Source organism: Salinicola avicenniae (assembly GCF_023736115.1).
In the GTDB taxonomy this organism is placed as follows: domain Bacteria; phylum Pseudomonadota; class Gammaproteobacteria; order Pseudomonadales; family Halomonadaceae; genus Salinicola; species Salinicola avicenniae.
Genome location: NZ_JAKQZC010000001.1, coordinates 133,121 through 151,047, shown reverse-complemented (window position 1 = coordinate 151,047; position 17,927 = coordinate 133,121). Strand labels below are relative to the sequence as shown.

General features: G+C 63.0%; 14 protein-coding genes. 6 read left to right on the top strand and 8 right to left on the bottom strand.

The window, feature by feature from the left end; genetic code table 11:
* Positions 1-24: 24 nt before the first annotated feature.
* Entirely contained in the window at positions 25-1,170 is a 1,146-nt protein-coding gene (locus MC381_RS00675; protein ID WP_251975792.1) for a glycosyltransferase, read from the top strand.
* A gap of 187 nt (positions 1,171-1,357) precedes the next feature.
* A complete protein-coding gene (locus MC381_RS00670) occupies positions 1,358-2,245 on the top strand; it encodes a hypothetical protein (protein ID WP_251975791.1) in 888 nt (295 codons plus the stop codon).
* Here the strand turns inward: MC381_RS00670 and MC381_RS00665 are convergent.
* The 6 genes from MC381_RS00665 to MC381_RS00640 all read right to left on the bottom strand — a co-directional run bounded on the left by MC381_RS00665 (position 2,238) and on the right by MC381_RS00640 (position 9,724).
* On the bottom strand, positions 2,238-3,800 hold the full coding sequence (locus MC381_RS00665) for a sulfatase-like hydrolase/transferase (protein ID WP_251975790.1): 1,563 nt from the start codon (positions 3,798-3,800) through the stop codon (positions 2,238-2,240). The genes MC381_RS00670 and MC381_RS00665 overlap by 8 nt on opposite strands.
* Positions 3,801-3,929: 129 nt before the next feature.
* Positions 3,930-5,027 carry a D-alanine--D-alanine ligase gene (gene ddlA, locus MC381_RS00660; RefSeq protein ID WP_251975789.1) on the bottom strand — a complete coding sequence of 366 codons (1,098 nt, stop codon included), beginning with the start codon at positions 5,025-5,027 and terminating at the stop codon, positions 3,930-3,932.
* Positions 5,028-5,140: 113 nt separating this feature from the next.
* Positions 5,141-6,229 (bottom strand): glycosyltransferase family 4 protein, encoded by a 1,089-nt coding sequence (locus MC381_RS00655; RefSeq protein WP_251975788.1) that lies wholly within the window; start codon positions 6,227-6,229, stop codon positions 5,141-5,143.
* 5 nt (positions 6,230-6,234) lie between these two features.
* Entirely contained in the window at positions 6,235-7,023 is a 789-nt protein-coding gene (locus MC381_RS00650; protein WP_251975787.1) for a glycosyltransferase family 2 protein, read from the bottom strand.
* A 111-nt stretch (positions 7,024-7,134) separates the two neighbouring features.
* Positions 7,135-8,976 carry a DUF3413 domain-containing protein gene (locus tag MC381_RS00645; protein WP_251975786.1) on the bottom strand — a complete coding sequence of 614 codons (1,842 nt, stop codon included), beginning with the start codon at positions 8,974-8,976 and terminating at the stop codon, positions 7,135-7,137.
* Between the two features lie 13 nt (positions 8,977-8,989).
* On the bottom strand, positions 8,990-9,724 hold the full coding sequence (locus tag MC381_RS00640) for a 3-deoxy-D-manno-octulosonic acid kinase (protein ID WP_251975785.1): 735 nt from the start codon (positions 9,722-9,724) through the stop codon (positions 8,990-8,992).
* Positions 9,725-9,851: 127 nt separating this feature from the next.
* Between MC381_RS00640 and MC381_RS00635 the strand changes: the two genes are divergently transcribed.
* Entirely contained in the window at positions 9,852-10,991 is a 1,140-nt protein-coding gene (locus MC381_RS00635; protein WP_251975784.1) for a glycosyltransferase family 4 protein, read from the top strand.
* A 3-nt stretch (positions 10,992-10,994) separates the two neighbouring features.
* Here MC381_RS00635 and MC381_RS00630 read toward each other — a convergent pair whose 3' ends face one another.
* On the bottom strand, positions 10,995-12,200 hold the full coding sequence (locus tag MC381_RS00630; RefSeq protein WP_251975783.1) for a glycosyltransferase family 4 protein: 1,206 nt from the start codon (positions 12,198-12,200) through the stop codon (positions 10,995-10,997).
* 967 nt (positions 12,201-13,167) lie between these two features.
* Here MC381_RS00630 and MC381_RS00625 point away from each other — a divergent pair.
* The 3 genes from MC381_RS00625 to waaA are packed head-to-tail and all read left to right on the top strand — an operon-like array spanning position 13,168 to position 16,960.
* Positions 13,168-14,268 carry a glycosyltransferase family 9 protein gene (locus tag MC381_RS00625; RefSeq protein WP_251975782.1) on the top strand — a complete coding sequence of 367 codons (1,101 nt, stop codon included), beginning with the start codon at positions 13,168-13,170 and terminating at the stop codon, positions 14,266-14,268.
* A complete protein-coding gene (hldE, locus tag MC381_RS00620; RefSeq protein WP_251975781.1) occupies positions 14,258-15,688 on the top strand; it encodes a bifunctional D-glycero-beta-D-manno-heptose-7-phosphate kinase/D-glycero-beta-D-manno-heptose 1-phosphate adenylyltransferase HldE in 1,431 nt (476 codons plus the stop codon). Before MC381_RS00625 ends, hldE begins: the two co-directional genes overlap by 11 nt.
* Positions 15,689-15,694: 6 nt before the next feature.
* On the top strand, positions 15,695-16,960 hold the full coding sequence (gene waaA / locus MC381_RS00615) for a lipid IV(A) 3-deoxy-D-manno-octulosonic acid transferase (protein WP_251975780.1): 1,266 nt from the start codon (positions 15,695-15,697) through the stop codon (positions 16,958-16,960).
* Here waaA and MC381_RS00610 read toward each other — a convergent pair.
* Complete coding sequence (locus tag MC381_RS00610) at positions 16,957-17,895, bottom strand: histone deacetylase family protein (protein WP_251975779.1); 939 nt, start codon at positions 17,893-17,895, stop codon at positions 16,957-16,959. The genes waaA and MC381_RS00610 overlap by 4 nt on opposite strands.
* Positions 17,896-17,927: the final 32 nt, after the last annotated feature.

Below are 17,927 nucleotides of genomic sequence, written 5' to 3'. Positions count from 1 at the left end.
TCACTGAAGATGGAAGAACCTACTGTGACCCAGAGAGTTCTACTGGTCGTACGCAAGTTGAGCATTGGCGGGATCGAGCGTGTCACCGTCAATCTGGCCAATGTGCTGGCCAGAGAAGGCCATGAGGTGCATGTCCTGGTGCTCAAGGGAGGAAACGAGCTGTCTCCCGATCCCGGCGTTATCGTTCACCGGATCGATTTCGACAAGGCGTTCCGACGTACGGGGGTAGGCCTGATTTACGATCTGGCGACACGAGCCCTATTGAAACCGCTGTTGCCGGGTTCCGGTTTTCTCTGGCGTGGACTCTATGGTGGCGCCTATCTGAAGCGCTTCGTGGCTCGGCTGGAGCGTGAGCATGGACCGATTGATCGCGTCATCATGCGGGGCCAAGGGGCATTCGAAACGGTCTGGTCCTGGCGCGACTCCCGGCTATGGCAGGTCACGGTTTCCTGGCCGGGAGACTTCGGCGGGCGTCTAAAAGGGCTGTATCTGCGTTGTCTCTATGCCGACAAGCAGGTGATTTGCAATACGCCCAACGTTCGCCACCAGCTGGAGGCGCAACTGGGGCATCATGATATTCATCCCCGCCGCTGGGCGACAATCATGAACCCCTGCGATATCGATGCCATACGCCGGCAAGCCGACGAGACGGTTGAGTTGCCCGCAAGGCCCTACATCGTGCATGTCTCCCGGCTATCCGATGTCAAACGCCAGGCGTGGCTGATCAAGGCCTATTTGGAAGCCGGTATCGACGAGGATCTGGTCATTGTCGGTGACGGGCCCAAGCGCGAGAGTCTGGAAGCGCTGGTGGAAGCATCCGGTGTTCGCGAGCGCATTCATTTTGTCGGCAGCCGTCCCAATCCTTATCCGTGGATGAAGCACGCTCGACTCTTCGTGTTGAGCTCTCGTAGCGAGGCATTCGGTATCGTGCTCGCGGAAAGCATGATCTGCGGGACACCCTGCGTTGCGGTGGACTGTCCTGGAGGCGTGCGGAATGTGCTGATCAACGATCAGGCGAGGCTCATTGCCGAAAACTCTGTCACCGGGCTGGCGATGAAGATTCGCGAAGGTTTGGCATCACCGCCCTCGCTGGAACAGGACCCTGAGCTGATCGAGCGCTTCCGGGATACACGGATCATGCAACAGTTCCTCGACCTGCCGACGCAGTGAAGGCAGGCGGAAAAACTTAATAGCGTGCTTACTATCGTGGTATTCTGTTGTGAACGCTGTTCTTTAACCGTCGGCTTCTCCGCCGCAAGATGTGGTGTTCATGTCACGAGCCTCGCCTTCCCCGCCATCTTCCTCGCCGCGTCTACCGGCTGAAGATACGGCATTCCGTGAGCTTCTCGACCCACGAATGAAGTGGGGTGTGCGGCGTGCTCGGTTCCAGACCGGCTTGCGCGAGGCGTTCCAGCGGGGAATTGGCATTCCTGTCGAGGAACGCTTCTTTCGCTGTTGGATGAAGGATCGCCCTGGAGCTGCCTGGATCGAGCGTCGTGGACTGCCGAGGCGTTCCATTGAACGACGCCTGGGCGAGGCGCTGGTGCTTCACGTGAATCCCCGCTCCCTGATCCGAGACTTCAATGCCAAGGGCAACGGCGGGAAGAAGCCCAATTCGTCCACCTTCCTGTGGGAGGGCGAGTGGGACCAGAGCCGAGGCGACCTGCGTCGTGGTTCGCGCTATCGTTTCATCAGTGATCTCGATGAGCATCGCGACGACCTTTCGCGCACCGAGCGCTTTCGCCAGCTACAGTCGCGCCTGCGCGCGGGCAAGCCCTGGTCTTCCTACCAGCAGGGGCTGCTGCTCGATTCGGAGGCGAAGATACTTGCCTATCTCGAGACCTACCTGGGTTTTCTCGATGCGATGGCGCGGGAGGGATTCAACGCCGAGCTGGGCAAGGATGACCTTGGGGTGGCGGTGACGCGCGAGGGCCGGCTATTGAAGATCAACCGGGGATTGCACCGTCTGGCGATGGCACAGCGGCTGGGCTTGCCAAGCGTTCCGGTGCGGGTGCGGGGTGTGCATCGCCAATGGTGGGATGACGTCGTTCAGGGTACGCGGGGAGACGAGGCGCTCGCGCGCCTCGGTGAGGCTCTGCAAGCCTGTTTACCGGAAACCGAGCCCGGCCCGCGCGACCCTAGCCAGGATCTCGGTGATATGCCGTGGCCGGCGCCGAAAGTGCCGGACGCAGGCGGACGTGATGTCGACCACCCCGGCCCGAGTCCAGACCAACACCTCAGTTGACGCCGCTCCAGAGCCGCTCCTGCAGGCGGTTCTCGCTGCGCATGCGCTGGTTCATCTCCTCCAAGGAGTAGTCCTCGATCAGCGTCGGCGAGTTCGAGAGCAGCGAGACACCCAGCCCGGCACGATGCGCCGGCACCTCGTAGCCCATCGCTTCCAGTACCGTCGGCAGCACATCGACCATGCTTGCCGGGCGCTCGATCACCCGCGGGCGTAGACCGTTGCCCAGCATCATCAGTGTGTTCTCGCGCTCTTCGGCGATCAGGTCTTCCCAGGCCGAATTCTTCATCGAGAGATGATCACTGGCGACCACGACTAGCGTGTTGTCGAGCAGGCCCTGGTTCTCGAGTCGCTCGATGAAGTTCTTCACCAGCCAGCCGGTACATTTGACCGAGTAGAGAATGTCGGTGCCGTCGAATGGTCCCTGATTCTCGATACAGGCGCGCGATGGATTGCCGAACGGTGGGTGCCCGGCCAGCGTCAGTCCAAAGAAGGCATAGGGTTCACCGCTGTCGTGCATCCGACGAATGCGCGTTTCGGCCAGATCCAGCAGCGTATCGTCGTAGAGCCCCCAGTCATTGAGATAGCCCGGTGGGGCCTGATCCTCCAGTTCATCGCGGCCGAGCACGGTATCGAAGCCATGGCCGTTGTAGAACTTCGACTTACCGGCAAACTTGGTGCTGGCGCCGCCCATGTAGGCCAAGTCATAGCCCCGCTCATGCAGCAGATCGCCCAGACAGTTGACCCCCGGCAGCACATCGGACAGCGGTTCGAACTGGTTGTCGTGCATCAGGCCGGCCGGCATCAGTGGCACGCCGCACTGGCTGGCGACCATGCCGGCCATGGTCCAGCCGGTGTTGTCGAGCTGTTGGACGCCCTTGAATACCACGCCTCGTTCGCCCAGCTGCTCGAGATCCTCGTAGACATCGCCGAAGCGTTGGGTGTCGCTGTAGGTCCGCTCGGTGCTTTCCATGTAGAGATAGATCAGGTTGGGCGGCCGCGCTGGCGCCTCGGCGATCTGCGGTGGATGGTAGTGATCATTGAGCCAGGATTCGTCGTCGTCGATGGCGGAGGCGCCGCGCAGCGACAACCCGAAAAGCAGCGGATTGAGTGCCAGCAGGAACAGGCTCAGGACACGTTCCCACAGGCGCCAGCGGTGATCCGCGCGCACCAGCCAGGTCACGGCCACCAGCATGGCGATAGCCGCCAGGGTGTAGAGAACACCGGCAATCTGACGGTCGGTGCTACCGTTCTCCTCGATGCCGGCCTGCAGATGGAAGATCACCGCGCCGAGATCGAGCTGGCCGAAGCTGTCGTCAAGATAGATATAGACCCACCACAGCATCAGCGGCAGCAGCGACCAGGGCCAGGCTTTGCGGCGGGCAGCCCGCTGATTCGCATGCCCCCACTGGAAGCGATAGCTCAGGGCTAGCCAGAGCGCGCCGACGAGCAACGGCGTCCACCAGGGCAATACCCAGATCACCATGATGGCGTAGCCGATGCAGAGGCCGATGTAGGTGAGCGCACACCAACGTCGGGTATTACGGGAGATGGTCATGACGTGCTTCGTTCCGTGAACGTCGGTTTCCGTCGATGCCGATTCCGGGCATCGCATGATGAATCATGACTCTAGCATGACGCAGACAAGACACGCAGATGACAAACAGGTTCTGCGTGTCGGTCGAGGTCAGCGCGAGCTGCGTAGTGTCGTATCCGCGGCATGGCGTTCCAGGGCCAGCTCGATCAGGCGTGTGACCAGTGCCGAATAGCCGAGCCCGCTGGCTTGCCACAGTTTGGGATACATGCTGATGCGGGTGAAGCCCGGCAGGGTGTTGATCTCGTTGACCACGATCTCTCCGGTGGCGGTGAGAAAGACGTCGACTCGTGCCAGCCCGGCGCACTCGAGCACCTGGAAGGTACGAATCGCCAGCTGACGAATCCGTTCGCTGGCGTCCTCGTCGATCGCGGCGGGCACGGCCACGGTCGCGGCATCGTCATCGATGTATTTGGTATCGTAGGAGTAGAACCCCTGTTCGACCACGATTTCTCCGCAGCCGCTGGCTTGCGGTTCGTCGTTGCCGAGCACGGCGCACTCGATCTCTCGCCCGTCGACGGCGGACTCGATCAGCACCTTGTGGTCGAACGCCAGTGCCAGGTCGATCGCCTCACGCAGCGATATGGCATCATCGGCGCGGCTGACGCCGACGGAGGAACCCTGATTGGCCGGTTTGACGAACAGCGGCGAGCCCAGCTCGGCCAGCAATGCCTCGGCATCCGCCTCACGCGCGGTTCGGCGCGTCAGCGTGACGAAGGGGGCAATCGGGATGCCGGCATCACGCAGCAGGCGTTTGGCAACATCCTTGTCCATGCCGGCGGCCGACCCGAGCACGCCGGAACCGACGAAGGGGAGGTTGGCCATGCGCAGCAGGCCTTGCAACGAGCCGTCTTCGCCCAGCGTGCCGTGGACAATAGGGAAGATGACATCCAGATGGCCCAGCGAGGTCGCCGCGGCGTCGGTCGCGATCAGTGGCTCATGTATCCTTCCCGGTACCAGCGCCAGCTCGCCCGGCGATGGATTGAGGGCGATCCGGCTTGGGTCGTCGGCATTAACGAGAAAATTGTCGGCGTTGTTGATATGCCAGTGGCCTTGCTTGTCGATGCCGATGACGACAACGTCGAACCGGTCGCGGTCCAGCGCATCGACGATATTCCTGGCAGACTGCAACGACACTTCATGCTCCGCCGACTTGCCGCCGCAGACGACGCCGACTCGAATCTTGCTCATGGCACTGCTCCGCTTGTCTTGCTGATTGCCGCCGCGGCGACGCCCGGGCGCCATGATGCCACGATCATGGCGTCCGCGTACCCTGTTCGCGTGGCTGAACGCTGTCTTTCGGCTTAGCGATCGCCAGGCGTCTCCCGAGAACCGAGTATGTCGCGGTAGCGTGCGCGATAGGCCGTGGCCATCGCCGCCGGCGTGAAGTCGGCCAGCCGCTGGCGCGCGCCGGCGGCGAGCCTGGCTGCACAGTCGGGATCATCCAGCAGCGCGGCCAGTTCGCGTGCGAGGGCCGTTGCGTCGCCCGGCGGGACCAGCAGGCCGCTGATATCGTGTTCGATCAGGTCGGGAATGCCATCGACATCGCTCGCGACGATCGGCACGCCATGATCCATGGCGTCGAGTAGCGTCGAACCGAGCCCCTCGTTGCGGGAGGGGAAGGCAAAGAGCGTCATGATCTCGAGATAGTCGCCGACATGGGACTGGAAGCCTTCCCAGATCACGTTATCGAGGTCAGCGCTTTCCGCCTTCAGCATTTCGGCATCCTCGCCTTCACCCAGCAGCAGGAACACGGCGTCCGGATAGCGTGGACCTAGCTGGCGGGCGGCTTCCAGCAGTACGCGCTGGCCTTTGTGGCGGTCGACCAGCGCCCCGATATGGCCGATCACGCGGCGCCCGGCGAAGCGCTCGCGCAATCCCGCGATACGGGCGGGGTCGGCTGGCTGGCCGGAGAGCACGCTGGGAATGCGCACCACCGGGCACCAGTCGCGCTCGCGCAGATGGCGTTCGATCACCGACGAGATCGCGACCGCGCAGGCCGCGCCGCGATAGGTCAGCCGATTGAATGGCTTATCCTTGACCGGCTGTGGCACGCGCCGTGTCAGCAGGTAGGGCGTGCCGCGCAGGCGCTGCTCGAGCCAGGCCCAGTGCACCGCCTTGGCCTCGTGGGCGTGAACGATATCGGCCCGCGGCGTGCCAACGTGCCCGGCGAGCGCGTGGTCCGCATCGATGAACGTGATGTTGCCCGCCGCTAGCCGTGCCCGCATCGGCGAATCGCGTCGGCACACCAGGCTCTGTCGAACGGCGTCACCCTCGAGCGCGGCCAGGGCCTCGATCAGCAGCAGGGTCTGGCGTTCGCCACCGCGAAAGCCGCGCGCCAGATTGACGTGTCGAACGTGCAGCGGCCTTCGGGGAGCGCGCTCATTAATCATCGCCGTCACCACACCCTGTCGAAATCTTCCGCCTCGCGCACGCGGGCGTCGCGCTGGAACTCCAGCAGCTTGGCGTACTTGAGGTAGGCATTGATGCCGGCCGACAAAGCCACCGACAGGCCATCCTGTCCCGCCAGGCAGCCGCCCTGAAACACATACTTGCGCATGAACGCATTGGCGCCGTGCAGCGCGGGAGACCAGGCGTTGGCACGCTTGCCCTTGAGATACATGATCTTCGCCGCGCGGTTGGAAAAGCGCCCGCTGGCCTTGCCGAAAAGCTCGCCCAGACTGGCGAAGGAGTAGTGCTCCAGATCCGCGTCCAGCCGTTGTGGGCGAGCGGCCTGCACCGAGGCGTGCTGGCGGCTCTCCGAGAACCCCGTACGTTCGCGATCGAACAGCCGCAGGCAGTAGTCCGGATACCAGCCGCAGCGGCGCACCCAACGGCTGCCGATGAAGTTGCGTCGGCGCAGCGCATAGGCTTCCGGCTGCGCGGTCTCGAGTTCGAGCGCCTGAATGGTGTCCACGGCCGCATCGGTCAGGCGTTCGTCGGCGTCTAGCGATAGCACCCAGCGGTGGCTGGCCGCCCGGGGGCCGACGTTTTTCTGTGGGCCGTCGCCAAGATAGGGCTGGTGGATCACGCGGGCGCCCGCCGCTTCGGCTCGGGCGACGGTGTCGTCATGCGAGCCGGAATCGACCACGATCAGCTCGTCGCAGACGCGCGCGAGCGAGGCCAGACAGGCTTCGATATTGTCCGCTTCGTTGAGCGTGATCACGACGCCGGTGATATTCGCCATGGCTCGGTCCTGAAATCGTCAATGGGTAAGCGTACAAGAGGTCGCAATACGCCATGGGCGCCGCGGAACCCGCGACGCCCATGACACTGCCCCATTGTAGCCGGCTGTCGCCTAGCGATAGAACCGGCGCATCCATTGAACGGCCTCGAACACCGCCGGCGAAAAATCGCCGCCCTGAATGGGATCGAGCTGGCGGTCGAGAAATTCGTACTGGCCAGTGCCATCCACGACCGTGATGCGATCCGGCTCGATGATGCCGTAATCGATGTAGCTACTGGCTTGAACCCAAGGGTGATCGATGTCCGGGTCAAGCAGGTCTTGGCCCTGCGCGTAGTCCGAAAGCGGATTGGTGCAGCCGAGCGCGTGGCGCATCAGCATCGGTGCCACATCGAGATGACTGGTGGTGCCCTCGATATCGCCGGCGGGCACGCCCGGTCCACGGACGACCATCGGCACGTGAGTCTGGGGGGCGGCGAAGTTGCTGTTGTGGCCCCAGTAGTTCTTGCCGAAGTCGTTGAAAGACTGGCCGTGATCGGCGGTGACGACCAGCAGCGTATCTTCCCACTCACCCTTCGACTTCAGGTCATCGATGACCCGGCCAAGCTCGGCATCGTCGTAGTGCACGGCATTGCGGTGACGATTGCGGTAGGGCGTCGGATCGGTCTCGGGCCCGAGATCCAGATAGTCGATGCCGTCGGTTGAGGGCTGATACGGCTGCGCAGCGTCCTCGGGCACGTCGTAGCCGTGTGGGGCATCGTAGAACAGCATGCCGAACCACGGGGACTCGTCCTGCTGCTCCTGCTGCGTTTGCCAGGCGAGCCAGTCTTCGGTCATGCGATGGTCGCGGGTGGCCGGTGAATCGCCTTCGGTACGCAGACGCAGCGGACTGACGGAGGAGAAAATGGTGCGATCAAAGCCGACGCCGTTGAGACTGGCCGACGAGAAAATGCCAAGCGAGTAACCCTGCTGCTGCAGCTGGGTAATCAGCAGCGGCGGCGTCTGGGTGTTGTCCAGGTGGGCGTAGTAGTTGCCGGTGAGGCCGTAGAACAGGCTCATGGTGCCGTTGCGCGTGGCGTTGCCGCCACTGTAGTGATCGCGGTAGCGACGCCCCTCTTCATGAAGCGCGGCATAGAGGTTCGGCGTGTTCTTCGGCCCATATTCGTCGGCACGCCAGGAGTCGATCAGTACCACCAGCACGTTGGGTGGGGTCTCGGCTTGGCAGGTCAACGGATGTTTGGGCCAGTCAAGGCTCTCAGCTGGTTTCGCCTCGATATCGGCTCGCGCGGCGCGCGCGGCGCGGGGGTCGAGCCAGCCATATTTCTCCATGACATCCTTTGCGGTCGCCGGAAACAATAGCGGATAGATGCCAACCTGCTGGGTCACGCTGCGTACGTAGCGGGCATCGGCGACGATGTGCAGCACATGGCTGCCGATCAGCATCAGAAGGAGGACGGCACAGCTTTTGCCCGCTGGCAGGCGTTGGCCCCGGCCGCCGACGATCAGCCGTCGAGCCAGCCAGCCCTCGAAGAGCAGCGCCAGTGCGACGGAGGCGGCGACCACAAGCCAGGTGGAGGTCGTGAAGCTGAAGATCTCGCCGTTCTTGTCATTCAGGAACAGCGAGATCATGAAGTAGTTCACATGGAAGCGGTACTGCGCGTAGACCACGGTGTCGAGCAGCAGTATGCAAAGGCTGAGTGACGCGAGCAGCGCGCTGGGTAGCCACAGCCACCGGGCCTTCAAGAGTGCCGCCAGTATGACCAAGGGTAGCCAGCCGAGCAGGACCAGCATGCCGAAGTGACCGGCCCAGGTCAGTATCAGATAGGTAATGCCCATGGCATCGTGGGGCACTTCCAGGTAGGGAACGTAGCGGAGGGCGATCAACCAGACCAGCGGGAGCTGCAGAAGCGCAAAGGTCAGTGTGGCGCGCCAGCGGCGCCTCAGCGAGTCTTGCATGAACGAGAGAACCTCAGGATGAACAGCCGGCGGGAACCTGGTCGTAGCCTTGTAGAATCAGGGCGTGAGAAGACGCCGCACCGGCGGGATGGAACCGCTCCAGCGAGCGCTTGAGCCTCGCCAGGTTGCGCTGTCTCCAGGCGCCGGGGGGGCGCAGGCGACAGCGGTCGAAATCTATCAGCCAAACCTTATCGGTGTCTGAAACCAGCAGGTTGCGGGCATTGAGATCGACGTGATCGAGTCCGGCGTCATGGAATTGGCGAATGGTGGCGCCGACACGGCGGAGCAGGTCCGGCGACGCCGTCGGCAAGCGTTCCGCCAGGGCGTCGGTCCGAGGTAGGCGTGCGGTCATCAGTCCTGCTTGATAGGACGGCCCGGTGTGAACGACGATTGCCGCGACGGGCGCGGGGACGGGCAGATCCTGCAAAAACAGCGTCTGCGTCAGTCGCCATTCGCGAAATGCTCTTGTCCGCTCCAGACCGAGCCAGAGGTAGTCGGCCTGGCTGATGCGGGCCGCGAGCCCGCCACGTCGATAGGGACGCAGCACCCACTCTTCATCGCCGACGGCGAGAAATTGGCTCGCGCCGCGCCCCGGCGCGGAGCCTGTCACCAAGCCCTTGGCCACCCAGGCTTGTGGATCGAGCCAGTCGGAGCCCGGTGCCGGCAGGAGGGGCGAATCGGGCTGAGCGAGACGGGCGCTATCGTATAAGATATGCGTGCCTCGACGGTGATAGGTCGCCAGTGACATGAGAATACCCGTGCGGTGAGTCGTGGTCGCGGGCCGCCAACGGCCGCCGGGCATTGTACGCGTCCCGTCTCTCTCGCGCCTATTCCCGGCAGCAGTGCGCCGATTCATCAACAGCAAGGAAGCCACCGTGTCCTCTGATTCCCAAGCGCCCCTGGCCGTGATCGCCATTCGCCAGGTCGAGAAAAGCACCGGGGCCAGCCGCAACGCGTTCGAGCAGGCGGTGGCGCTGAAAGCGCTCGGTTACCGGGTGGTGATTCTCGCCGAGCGTGGCCGACGGGAGCTAGCGACACACTTCGGCGCTGAGCTCGTGCGTCTGAAGCGTTGGCCGTTCAAAGGACCCTTTCGCCGGTTCTGGTTCAATCGACGCGTGCAGGCCTGGTGTCGACGCCATGGCACGGCGCTGCTGGTCAGCCACGGTGACGTCGAGACGCCGGATACGGTCTACATGCACAACTGTGTTCACCTGGCCGCGCAGCTCATCCATGGTGATACCGCATCGCGACTCTCGGAAGTCGCCGCCATTCACGATCATGTGTTGAGTGGCGGCAAGTTTCGGAAGGTCGCGGTCAACTCTCGACTGATGGCCGAGGATTTCCGCGATCGTTACGGTATCGACGAAGCCAAGATCGAGATCAGTTACCCGGGCTACGATCCCGACACTTTCAATGTGGCCAGAGCGCAGGCTGACCGAACCGCACGCCGCCGGGAGTTCGGTGCCGACGAAGAAACGCGGCTGATCGGATTGATCACCTCCGGCAACTTCCCCAAGCGCAACGTGGCCGGGTTCGTCCAGATGGCCGCCGCACTCGAAGCTCGCTGCCCCGGCCGCTGTCGTTTTCTGGTGGTGGGCAAGGACGATGCCACGGCCTATCAGCAACAGGCCGAGCAGGCTGGTATCGGCGACCGATTCCTCTGGCGCTCGACCGTCAGTGACGTCGAGACGCTCTATGGAGCCCTGGACGTCTTTGTGCTGCCCGCTCATATCGAGGAGTTCGGGCGTGTGGCGCTGGAAGCCATGGCCTGCGGCACGCCGGTTCTGCTTTCTCGCACGGTGGGTGCCGCCGAACTGCTCGAGGGCGAGCACGATGACTTGATTCTCGACAGCGGAGATAGCGAAGGCTGGGCCGAGCGGCTCCAGCACCTGCTCGACAATGTCGACCTGGAAGCGCTGGGCACTGTCCTCTCGACCCGGGTGACGGACTACTCCTACCGGCGCCAGACAGAGAAGCTGAAACAGTCTTTCAAGTCGCTGATGTCCTCGACATGATGGCTAGCGGAGCTGTTGCGTAAAGAAGTTCTGCAGCGTTTCGACGTAGCGTTCAAGTGTGTAGTCCCGAGCGACCTGCGCGCGGGCGCGCTCGGCGATTTTTTGTCGCTGCCGCGGATTCTCTGCCCAAGGTAGTAGCGACGTCGCGATGGCTTCGGGATCCAGGATTCTCGCTTCCACGAGATCATCCTGATTAGGCGAGTACACTTCTTTGGGGCCTGACAAACAGGCCTCGCCATATTGACGTAATGCATCGCGCGCACGCGTTGGCTCCAGAATGGCGCCATTCCGGGCATCGAGTATGGATTCAGGCAACCCGTCGACGTTGCCGACAATCGTTGGTAGTCCATGGGCGACGGCTTCCTGCACGACGTTCCCGAAGGGCTCACGCCATGAAGGACATAAGAAAGCATCCAGCTGAGAATAGAATCCCGACATATCCTCGACGGCGCCGCAGAATTTCACCCTATCCTGAAGTTTCCAGCGCTGAGTCCATTGTCGCATGATGGGCTCGATCGGACCCTGTCCCGCAACCCAGAGCTCGGCATCGGGAAAGCGAGGTAACAGAGCACGGAGGGTTTCCAACGCAATTATAGGGGCCTTTAGCCCGGTCAGGCGGCCTGCGAAGCCAATTCGAAAGCGGCCTGCGGGATGTTCGGATGCCAGAGTGGGAAGCTCAATGGCGTTATTCAAGGTTAGAGAGGGCAGTTGAGGGTCGACTCCCCACTTGATCTGTAAAATTCTATGTGCGGCACGTGAGATACCCAGCACGCCTGAAAGACGGGCGATGTAGCGGCGTAGGGATGGATGATCGTTTGCCAGCCAAGCACTGCCACGTTCGAAATGATAGATCGGTAGATGCTTCGGCAACGCCAATGGATGTTTGGAAATCTTGTTCCAGACCAGCAGGGCTTCAGGGGATAGGGTTCGCAACAATCGATGCTGGTAATAGCTACGCATACCGGCGAAGGCTGGCAGCTTGAGCCCGTCGGGGCCCTTGATGCTATGAATATGCGAGTCCAATCCTTGAAGGTATGCCTGGAGGTAGGGGTGTACGCCATTGGTCTGAAGCAACACATCACTTGGTTGATTTCGGCCATAGTGGTCAAAAAAACGCGTAAAGAAACGCTCGACACCGCCTAGGTTCCTCAGACTTACGAGATGCGCAATATGGGGCGCTTCACGGGCCTGTTTTTCGGTGTGCGTCATGCCATGACCTCCTGCGTATTGTTCAGCCCTTATAAGATAATTTAATTATGTCACAAGATGCAGGTTGATGCTGGTCGAATGCTAACCACCTACTGATAGTCAACGACATGACAAGTGCCAGCGAGAGAAAAGGGTTTACCGATCACTTTTGAATGATTGCTTATGCTGTCGAAATCGGTTTGGCTCGGTGTGTGGTTGAATTTTGTTGGGTGAGTGAGCGATTGTGCTCATCGCCTCCAATAACCGAAAGTCGCGATGCCGCGCTCGACTGGAATCTCCCCGTAACCGCCTGGTTCTATCTCGAGTTCAATGTAAATTTGAAGATTTTTTAATTGGGGGCGGCGTATGGCATGTCAATATTACTGCCATGACTGCAACGATGTTTTTAAATGGACTGCGTGTATAATTTTTGGTTTTTCGACAAAAATGCAGCGAGTTTTCATGTTGGTTTCTTGAACTTTTGGACGGGTCGATAACGGAATTCAGTCAGCGGGTAGTGGGTGCTAAAGCTTGAGTCGATTTTTATACTTCGAGGGCGAATGCAGATGCTTGTCAATAAGGCCTAGTCGTTGTTTTTATATCCGGAAACGCCATTCTTAGAATGATGCGGCACGGTTTTTCAGTAGGTATACCCAGGGGAATGGGGCCGGCCCAGGTGTTTTTAGACTTTTTATTAGTGGTAGTAACGCCTAAACAACCGCTTGCATGGCGAAACGTTTTCGGCAGCCAGCCGTTTGTTGATAAGGTTGCCGTGACAGCCGTTGTTAAATGCAAGAGTGCCGGTGCATGCGAGATATCTAGCCGTGGCGATGGCAATGGCAATGGCGTCTGGACACCGACAAACGCTGATTTCTGCAGAACCTTATCAGCCACCCCGGGGGGTGGATATCGCGATGTCAACAAGGACGCGAATTCGAGCGCATTTCGGTAGAATGTCGCTTTTACCGATGGGAAATCAGTTCCGCCCATGAAGCATTCACTGCCCGAGCGCCCCCGACACATCGCCATCCTGCGCCTTTCCGCGCTGGGCGATGTCTGCAATCTGGTGCCGACCGTGCGCGCGCTGCAGCGCCAGTGGCCGGAGGCGCGCATTACCTGGATTGTCGGAAAGGCGGAGGCCGCGCTGCTCGAGGGGCTCTCCGGTGTCGAACTGGAGGTCTACGACAAGGCCACCGGGCTCAAGGGCATGCGCGAACTGTGGCGGCGGTTTGCCGACACGCGCTTCGACGTGCTCCTGCATATGCAGCAGGCGCTGCGCGCGAGCGTATTGTCGCTCGGGCTGAAGTGCGATCTGCGTATCGGTTACGACAAGGCGCGCGCCAAGGACTGGCAGCACTGGTTCACCCAGCGTCAGCTCGCTCCCCATCCGCAGGCGCATGTGCTCGAGTCGTTCATGGATTTTGCCCATCTACTGGGTGTCGAGCCTGCGCCGCTCGAGTGGTCGTTGCCGGTACCGGAGGCGGCCTATGCGGAAGCCCGTGAGTTGACCGGAGGCCAGCCGTATCTGGTCATCAGCCCCTGCGCCAATCCGCGCCTGCGCAATTTCCGCAACTGGTCGGCGGAAGGTTACGCTGCGGTGATCGAGCATGCCTGGGCGCAGCACGGGTTGCGTACTGTCCTGAGCGGCGGCGGCAGCGCCCAGGAGCGCGAGATGGGTGCGCAGATTCGTCGGCTCTGCCCGGGTGTCGAGATCATCGATGCGATCGGTCGCACGTCGCTGAAAGGTCTGCTGGCGCTACTCGACAATGCCCGGGCGGTGATCGCCCCCGACTCCGGGCCGGTACACATGGCCAACGCGCTGCGAACGCCCACGCTCGGCCTCTATGCCACGACCAACCCGGATCGTGCCGCGCCCTACTGCTGGCGCGAGTATGTGGTCAATCGCTATCCCGATGCCGTCGCGCGCTACCTGCAGAAGCCTCTGGACCAGATCACCTGGGGCACGCGAGTGCGTCATGCCGATGCCATGTCACTGATTACACTCGACGATGTCGTTGTCCATCTGGATCGCCTGCTGGCCGCGACCGTGACCATCGATCCCGAAACGGAGCCCGCCGATGAAGGTTGATCTTTCCCAGCTCGAGCATGCCCGCCTACTGGTCGTGGGCGATGTCATGCTGGACCGCTACTGGCACGGCGGCACGTCGCGCATCTCGCCGGAGGCGCCGGTGCCGGTGGTCAAGGTCGAGGATGCCGATGACCGGCCGGGCGGGGCGGCCAACGTGGCGCTTAACATCGCCTCCTTGGGGGGCCAGGCGAGCCTGGCCGGCGTCGTCGGTGACGATGACAACGCCGACCGGCTGGAGCAGGCGCTGGAAGCGGCCAATGTGAGTGCTTACTTTCAGCGTAGCGCGGAAGTGCCGACGATTACCAAGCTGCGAGTGATGAGTCGCAATCAGCAACTGATCCGGCTCGATTTTGAGTCGCCGCTATGGGGGATCGATACCACGCCGCTGGCCGCGCAGGTGGAGAAGGCACTGGCCGAGGCCGACGTGGTGATTCTCTCCGACTACGGTAAGGGCTCGCTCAGTCGGGTCGAGGCGCTGATTGCCGCCGCGAGACAGGCCGGCAAGCGCGTGCTGGTCGATCCCAAGGGCAGCGATTTCCGGCGCTATCGCGGCGCCAGCCTGATCACGCCCAACCTGAGCGAATTCGAGGCAGTCGTCGGTCCCTGTCCCGATGACGAGACGCTGGCGGCGAAGGGCGAGCAACTACGCGCCGAGCTGGGCCTGGAGGCACTGCTGGTGACGCGCAGCGAGCGCGGCATGACGCTGATTCGCGAAGGCTATGCGCCGCTGCATCTGCCGACCCATGCCCGAGAGGTGTTTGATGTCACCGGGGCTGGCGACACGGTGATCGGCGTGCTCGGGCTGGCGCTGGCGGCCGGTCACGGCTTCGGCGAAGCGGTGATGCTCGCCAACCTGGCCGCCGGACTGGTGGTCGCAAAGCCGGGAACGGCGGTGCTGTCGGTAGCCGAGCTTTATACGGCGCTCCACGGCGACAAGCTCGCGGAGTACGGCGTGATCGCCGAACGGGCGTTGGTCGATTCGGTGCGGGCCGCCCAGGCGCGCGGCGAGACGGTCGTCATGACCAATGGCTGCTTCGATATCCTGCATGCCGGCCACGTGGCCTATCTGGAGCAGGCGCGGCGCCTTGGCGACCGGTTGATCGTCGCCGTCAACGACGATGCGTCGGTCGCGCGGCTCAAGGGCCCCAAGCGCCCGATCAATACCCTGGCCCGGCGCGCCCAGGTGCTGGCCGGGTTGGCAGCGGTGGACTGGGTCGTCGCATTCGGTGAAGACACCCCCGCGCGGCTGATCGAGGCGGTGTTGCCCGATCTCCTGGTCAAGGGGGGGGATTATCAGCCGGAATCGATCGCCGGCGGCGAAGCCGTGATCGCCAACGGTGGCGAGGTCAAGGTACTGGGATTCGAGGATGGCGTTTCGACGACCACCATGATCGATACCATCCTTGACCGCGAGCGTTGAGCGGCCATGTCATCCACGGGTGCACGCACGCTCTACACGTTGCTGCTCTATCTGCTTTCACCGCTTATCTGGTGGCGTGTATGGCGTGAGTGGTTGCCCACTCACCGCCGCCGCGAGCGTCTCGGTTGCGTGCCGTCCACCGGCGAGCGTCGCTGTCTGTGGCTGCACGCTGCCTCCGTCGGCGAGGTTGTCACTGCGACGCCACTGATCCGCGAGCTGCTGGCGACGCACCCCGAGCGCGCGCTGATCGTCACGACCATGACCGCCACTGGCGCGGCGCGCGTTCGTCAGACCTTCGGCGACAGCGTTCGTCACCATTTCCTGCCACTCGACTTTCCCGGTGCCACGCGCCGTTTCCTGCGACGCTTGAACCCGCAGCTGGCGATCATCGTCGAAACCGAACTGTGGCCCAATCTGCTCCACGCCTGCCAACGTCAGGAGGTTCCGGTCGCGATCGCCAATGCGCGACTGAGCCCCGGCGCCTTCCGGCTCTATCGGCGTTTCTCGGCCCTGAGCCGGGGCATGCTGGCGAATGTCACCTGGATCGGCGCCAAGTCGGCGGCCGATGCCGAGAGCTTTCGGGCCCTGGGAGCGGTGCCGGCTCGCGTGACGGTGACCGGTGCATTGAAGTTCGATCTCGACCTGAGTGCCTGCCAGATCCGCGACAGTGAGGCGTTGCGCCAGCGGTGGGGGGAGCGGCCGGTGTGGGTAGCGGGCTCGACCCACCCGGGCGAGGACGAAGCGGTGCTGGCCGCGCACGCTGCACTGCGGCAGCGATTCCCCGAGGCGCTGCTGGTGCTCGTGCCACGCCACCCCCAGCGGTTCGACGCCGTCGATGCACTATGCCGGGATCATGGCGCTTCGGTGGCGCGGCTGAGTGCGAGCACACCGGTCACGCGGGCGACCAGCGTGCTGCTGGGCGATACCATGGGCGATCTGATGAAGCTCTATGGCGCAGCCGATATCGCCTTCGTCGGGGGCTCGCTGGTGCCGATCGGCGGGCATAACCTGCTTGAGCCGGCAGCGCTGGGCGTGGCGGTGCTGAGTGGCCCGTATCTCGACAACCTGCGCGAGATCGCCGACACCCTGGCGGCGAGCGAGGCGCGCCTCGAAGTGGCTGATGGCGACGCTCTGGGCGAGACCCTGATCGCGTTGTTCGACGATCGCGAACGTCTCCGTCGCCTCGGCGAGTCGGGCAGAGCGGTGGTGGCGGCCAACCGTGGCGCGCTGGCGCAGACTTGCCGCGCCCTCGACGCATTGATGACGCCCTAGCCCTCGCGCGCGTGGCCGAGCGCCGCCAGCGCGGCAAGAAACAGCTGGGCATGACGCCTGGCCAGCGCTGCCAGGTCGCGGTCATAGCCGCCGCCGATGACGCCGGCGACCGGGACGCCGGCCGCCAGGCAGCGCGACAGCACTGTCCGGTCGCGGCGGTAGAGGCCGGCGTCGCTCAGCGCGAAATGGCCCAGGCGATCCGCCGCATGCACGTCGACGCCGGCATCGTAGAGCACGAACTGGGGCGCGAAGGTCATCATCGCTGCATCCAGCTCGCGCGCGAGCACGTCGAGATAGGCGATGTCCCCCGTGTCGCGAGGCAGGGCCACATCGCGGTCACTGCGGCGTTTCTCGAAGGGAAAATTCGTCTCGCCGTGTATCGAGAGCGTGAACACCCGCGTCTCGTCGCGGAAGATATCGGCGCTGCCGTCGCCCTGATGCACGTCGCAGTCGACGATCAGTACGCGTTCGAGGCCGTGATGCGCGAGCAGGTGGCGAGCGGCGACGGCCAGATCATTGAGCAGGCAGTAGCCGCTCGCATGGTCGGCATGCGCATGGTGCGTGCCGCCGGCGCTGTTGAGGGCGAGGCCGTGGATCAGCGCCTGATCCACCGCGGCCAGGGTGCCGCCGACCTCGAGCAGCGTGCGTGTGACCAGGGCCGGAGACCAGGGAAAGCCGCTCGGTGGGCGGCGTGCCGCGAGTGCCGCACTCGGCAGATCGCCGAGATAGAAACGCTGCAGATAGTCGGCGCCATGGACGCGCAGGAGTGCACGATCGCCGGCCGGGCGCGGCGTGATCCAGCGAACCGCATCGAGGTTATCGAAACCGAGCGCACCCAAGTGCTCACGCAGTACGCGAAACTTCTCCATCGGGAAGGGATGGCGGACGGGCCAGTCGATGCGGTAGCCCGGGTGATGAACGATCGGTAGCGTCAAGCGCGCTCCTGTGCGGTGAACGGGGCCGGTCC

Excerpts from the sequence above, each read along its gene's own strand:
- MC381_RS00670 (WP_251975791.1), top strand. The coding sequence starts at position 1,358 with ATGAAGTGGGGTGTGCGGCGTGCTCGGTTCCAGACCGGCTTGCGCGAG.
- MC381_RS00665 (WP_251975790.1), bottom strand. The coding sequence starts at position 3,800 with ATGACCATCTCCCGTAATACCCGACGTTGGTGTGCGCTCACCTACATC.
- ddlA (WP_251975789.1), bottom strand. The coding sequence starts at position 5,027 with ATGAGCAAGATTCGAGTCGGCGTCGTCTGCGGCGGCAAGTCGGCGGAG.
- MC381_RS00655 (WP_251975788.1), bottom strand. The coding sequence starts at position 6,229 with ATGATTAATGAGCGCGCTCCCCGAAGGCCGCTGCACGTTCGACACGTC.
- MC381_RS00650 (WP_251975787.1), bottom strand. The coding sequence starts at position 7,023 with ATGGCGAATATCACCGGCGTCGTGATCACGCTCAACGAAGCGGACAAT.
- MC381_RS00645 (WP_251975786.1), bottom strand. The coding sequence starts at position 8,976 with ATGCAAGACTCGCTGAGGCGCCGCTGGCGCGCCACACTGACCTTTGCG.
- MC381_RS00640 (WP_251975785.1), bottom strand. The coding sequence starts at position 9,724 with ATGTCACTGGCGACCTATCACCGTCGAGGCACGCATATCTTATACGAT.
- MC381_RS00630 (WP_251975783.1), bottom strand. The coding sequence starts at position 12,200 with ATGACGCACACCGAAAAACAGGCCCGTGAAGCGCCCCATATTGCGCAT.
- MC381_RS00625 (WP_251975782.1), top strand. The coding sequence starts at position 13,168 with ATGAAGCATTCACTGCCCGAGCGCCCCCGACACATCGCCATCCTGCGC.
- hldE (WP_251975781.1), top strand. The coding sequence starts at position 14,258 with ATGAAGGTTGATCTTTCCCAGCTCGAGCATGCCCGCCTACTGGTCGTG.
- waaA (WP_251975780.1), top strand. The coding sequence starts at position 15,695 with ATGTCATCCACGGGTGCACGCACGCTCTACACGTTGCTGCTCTATCTG.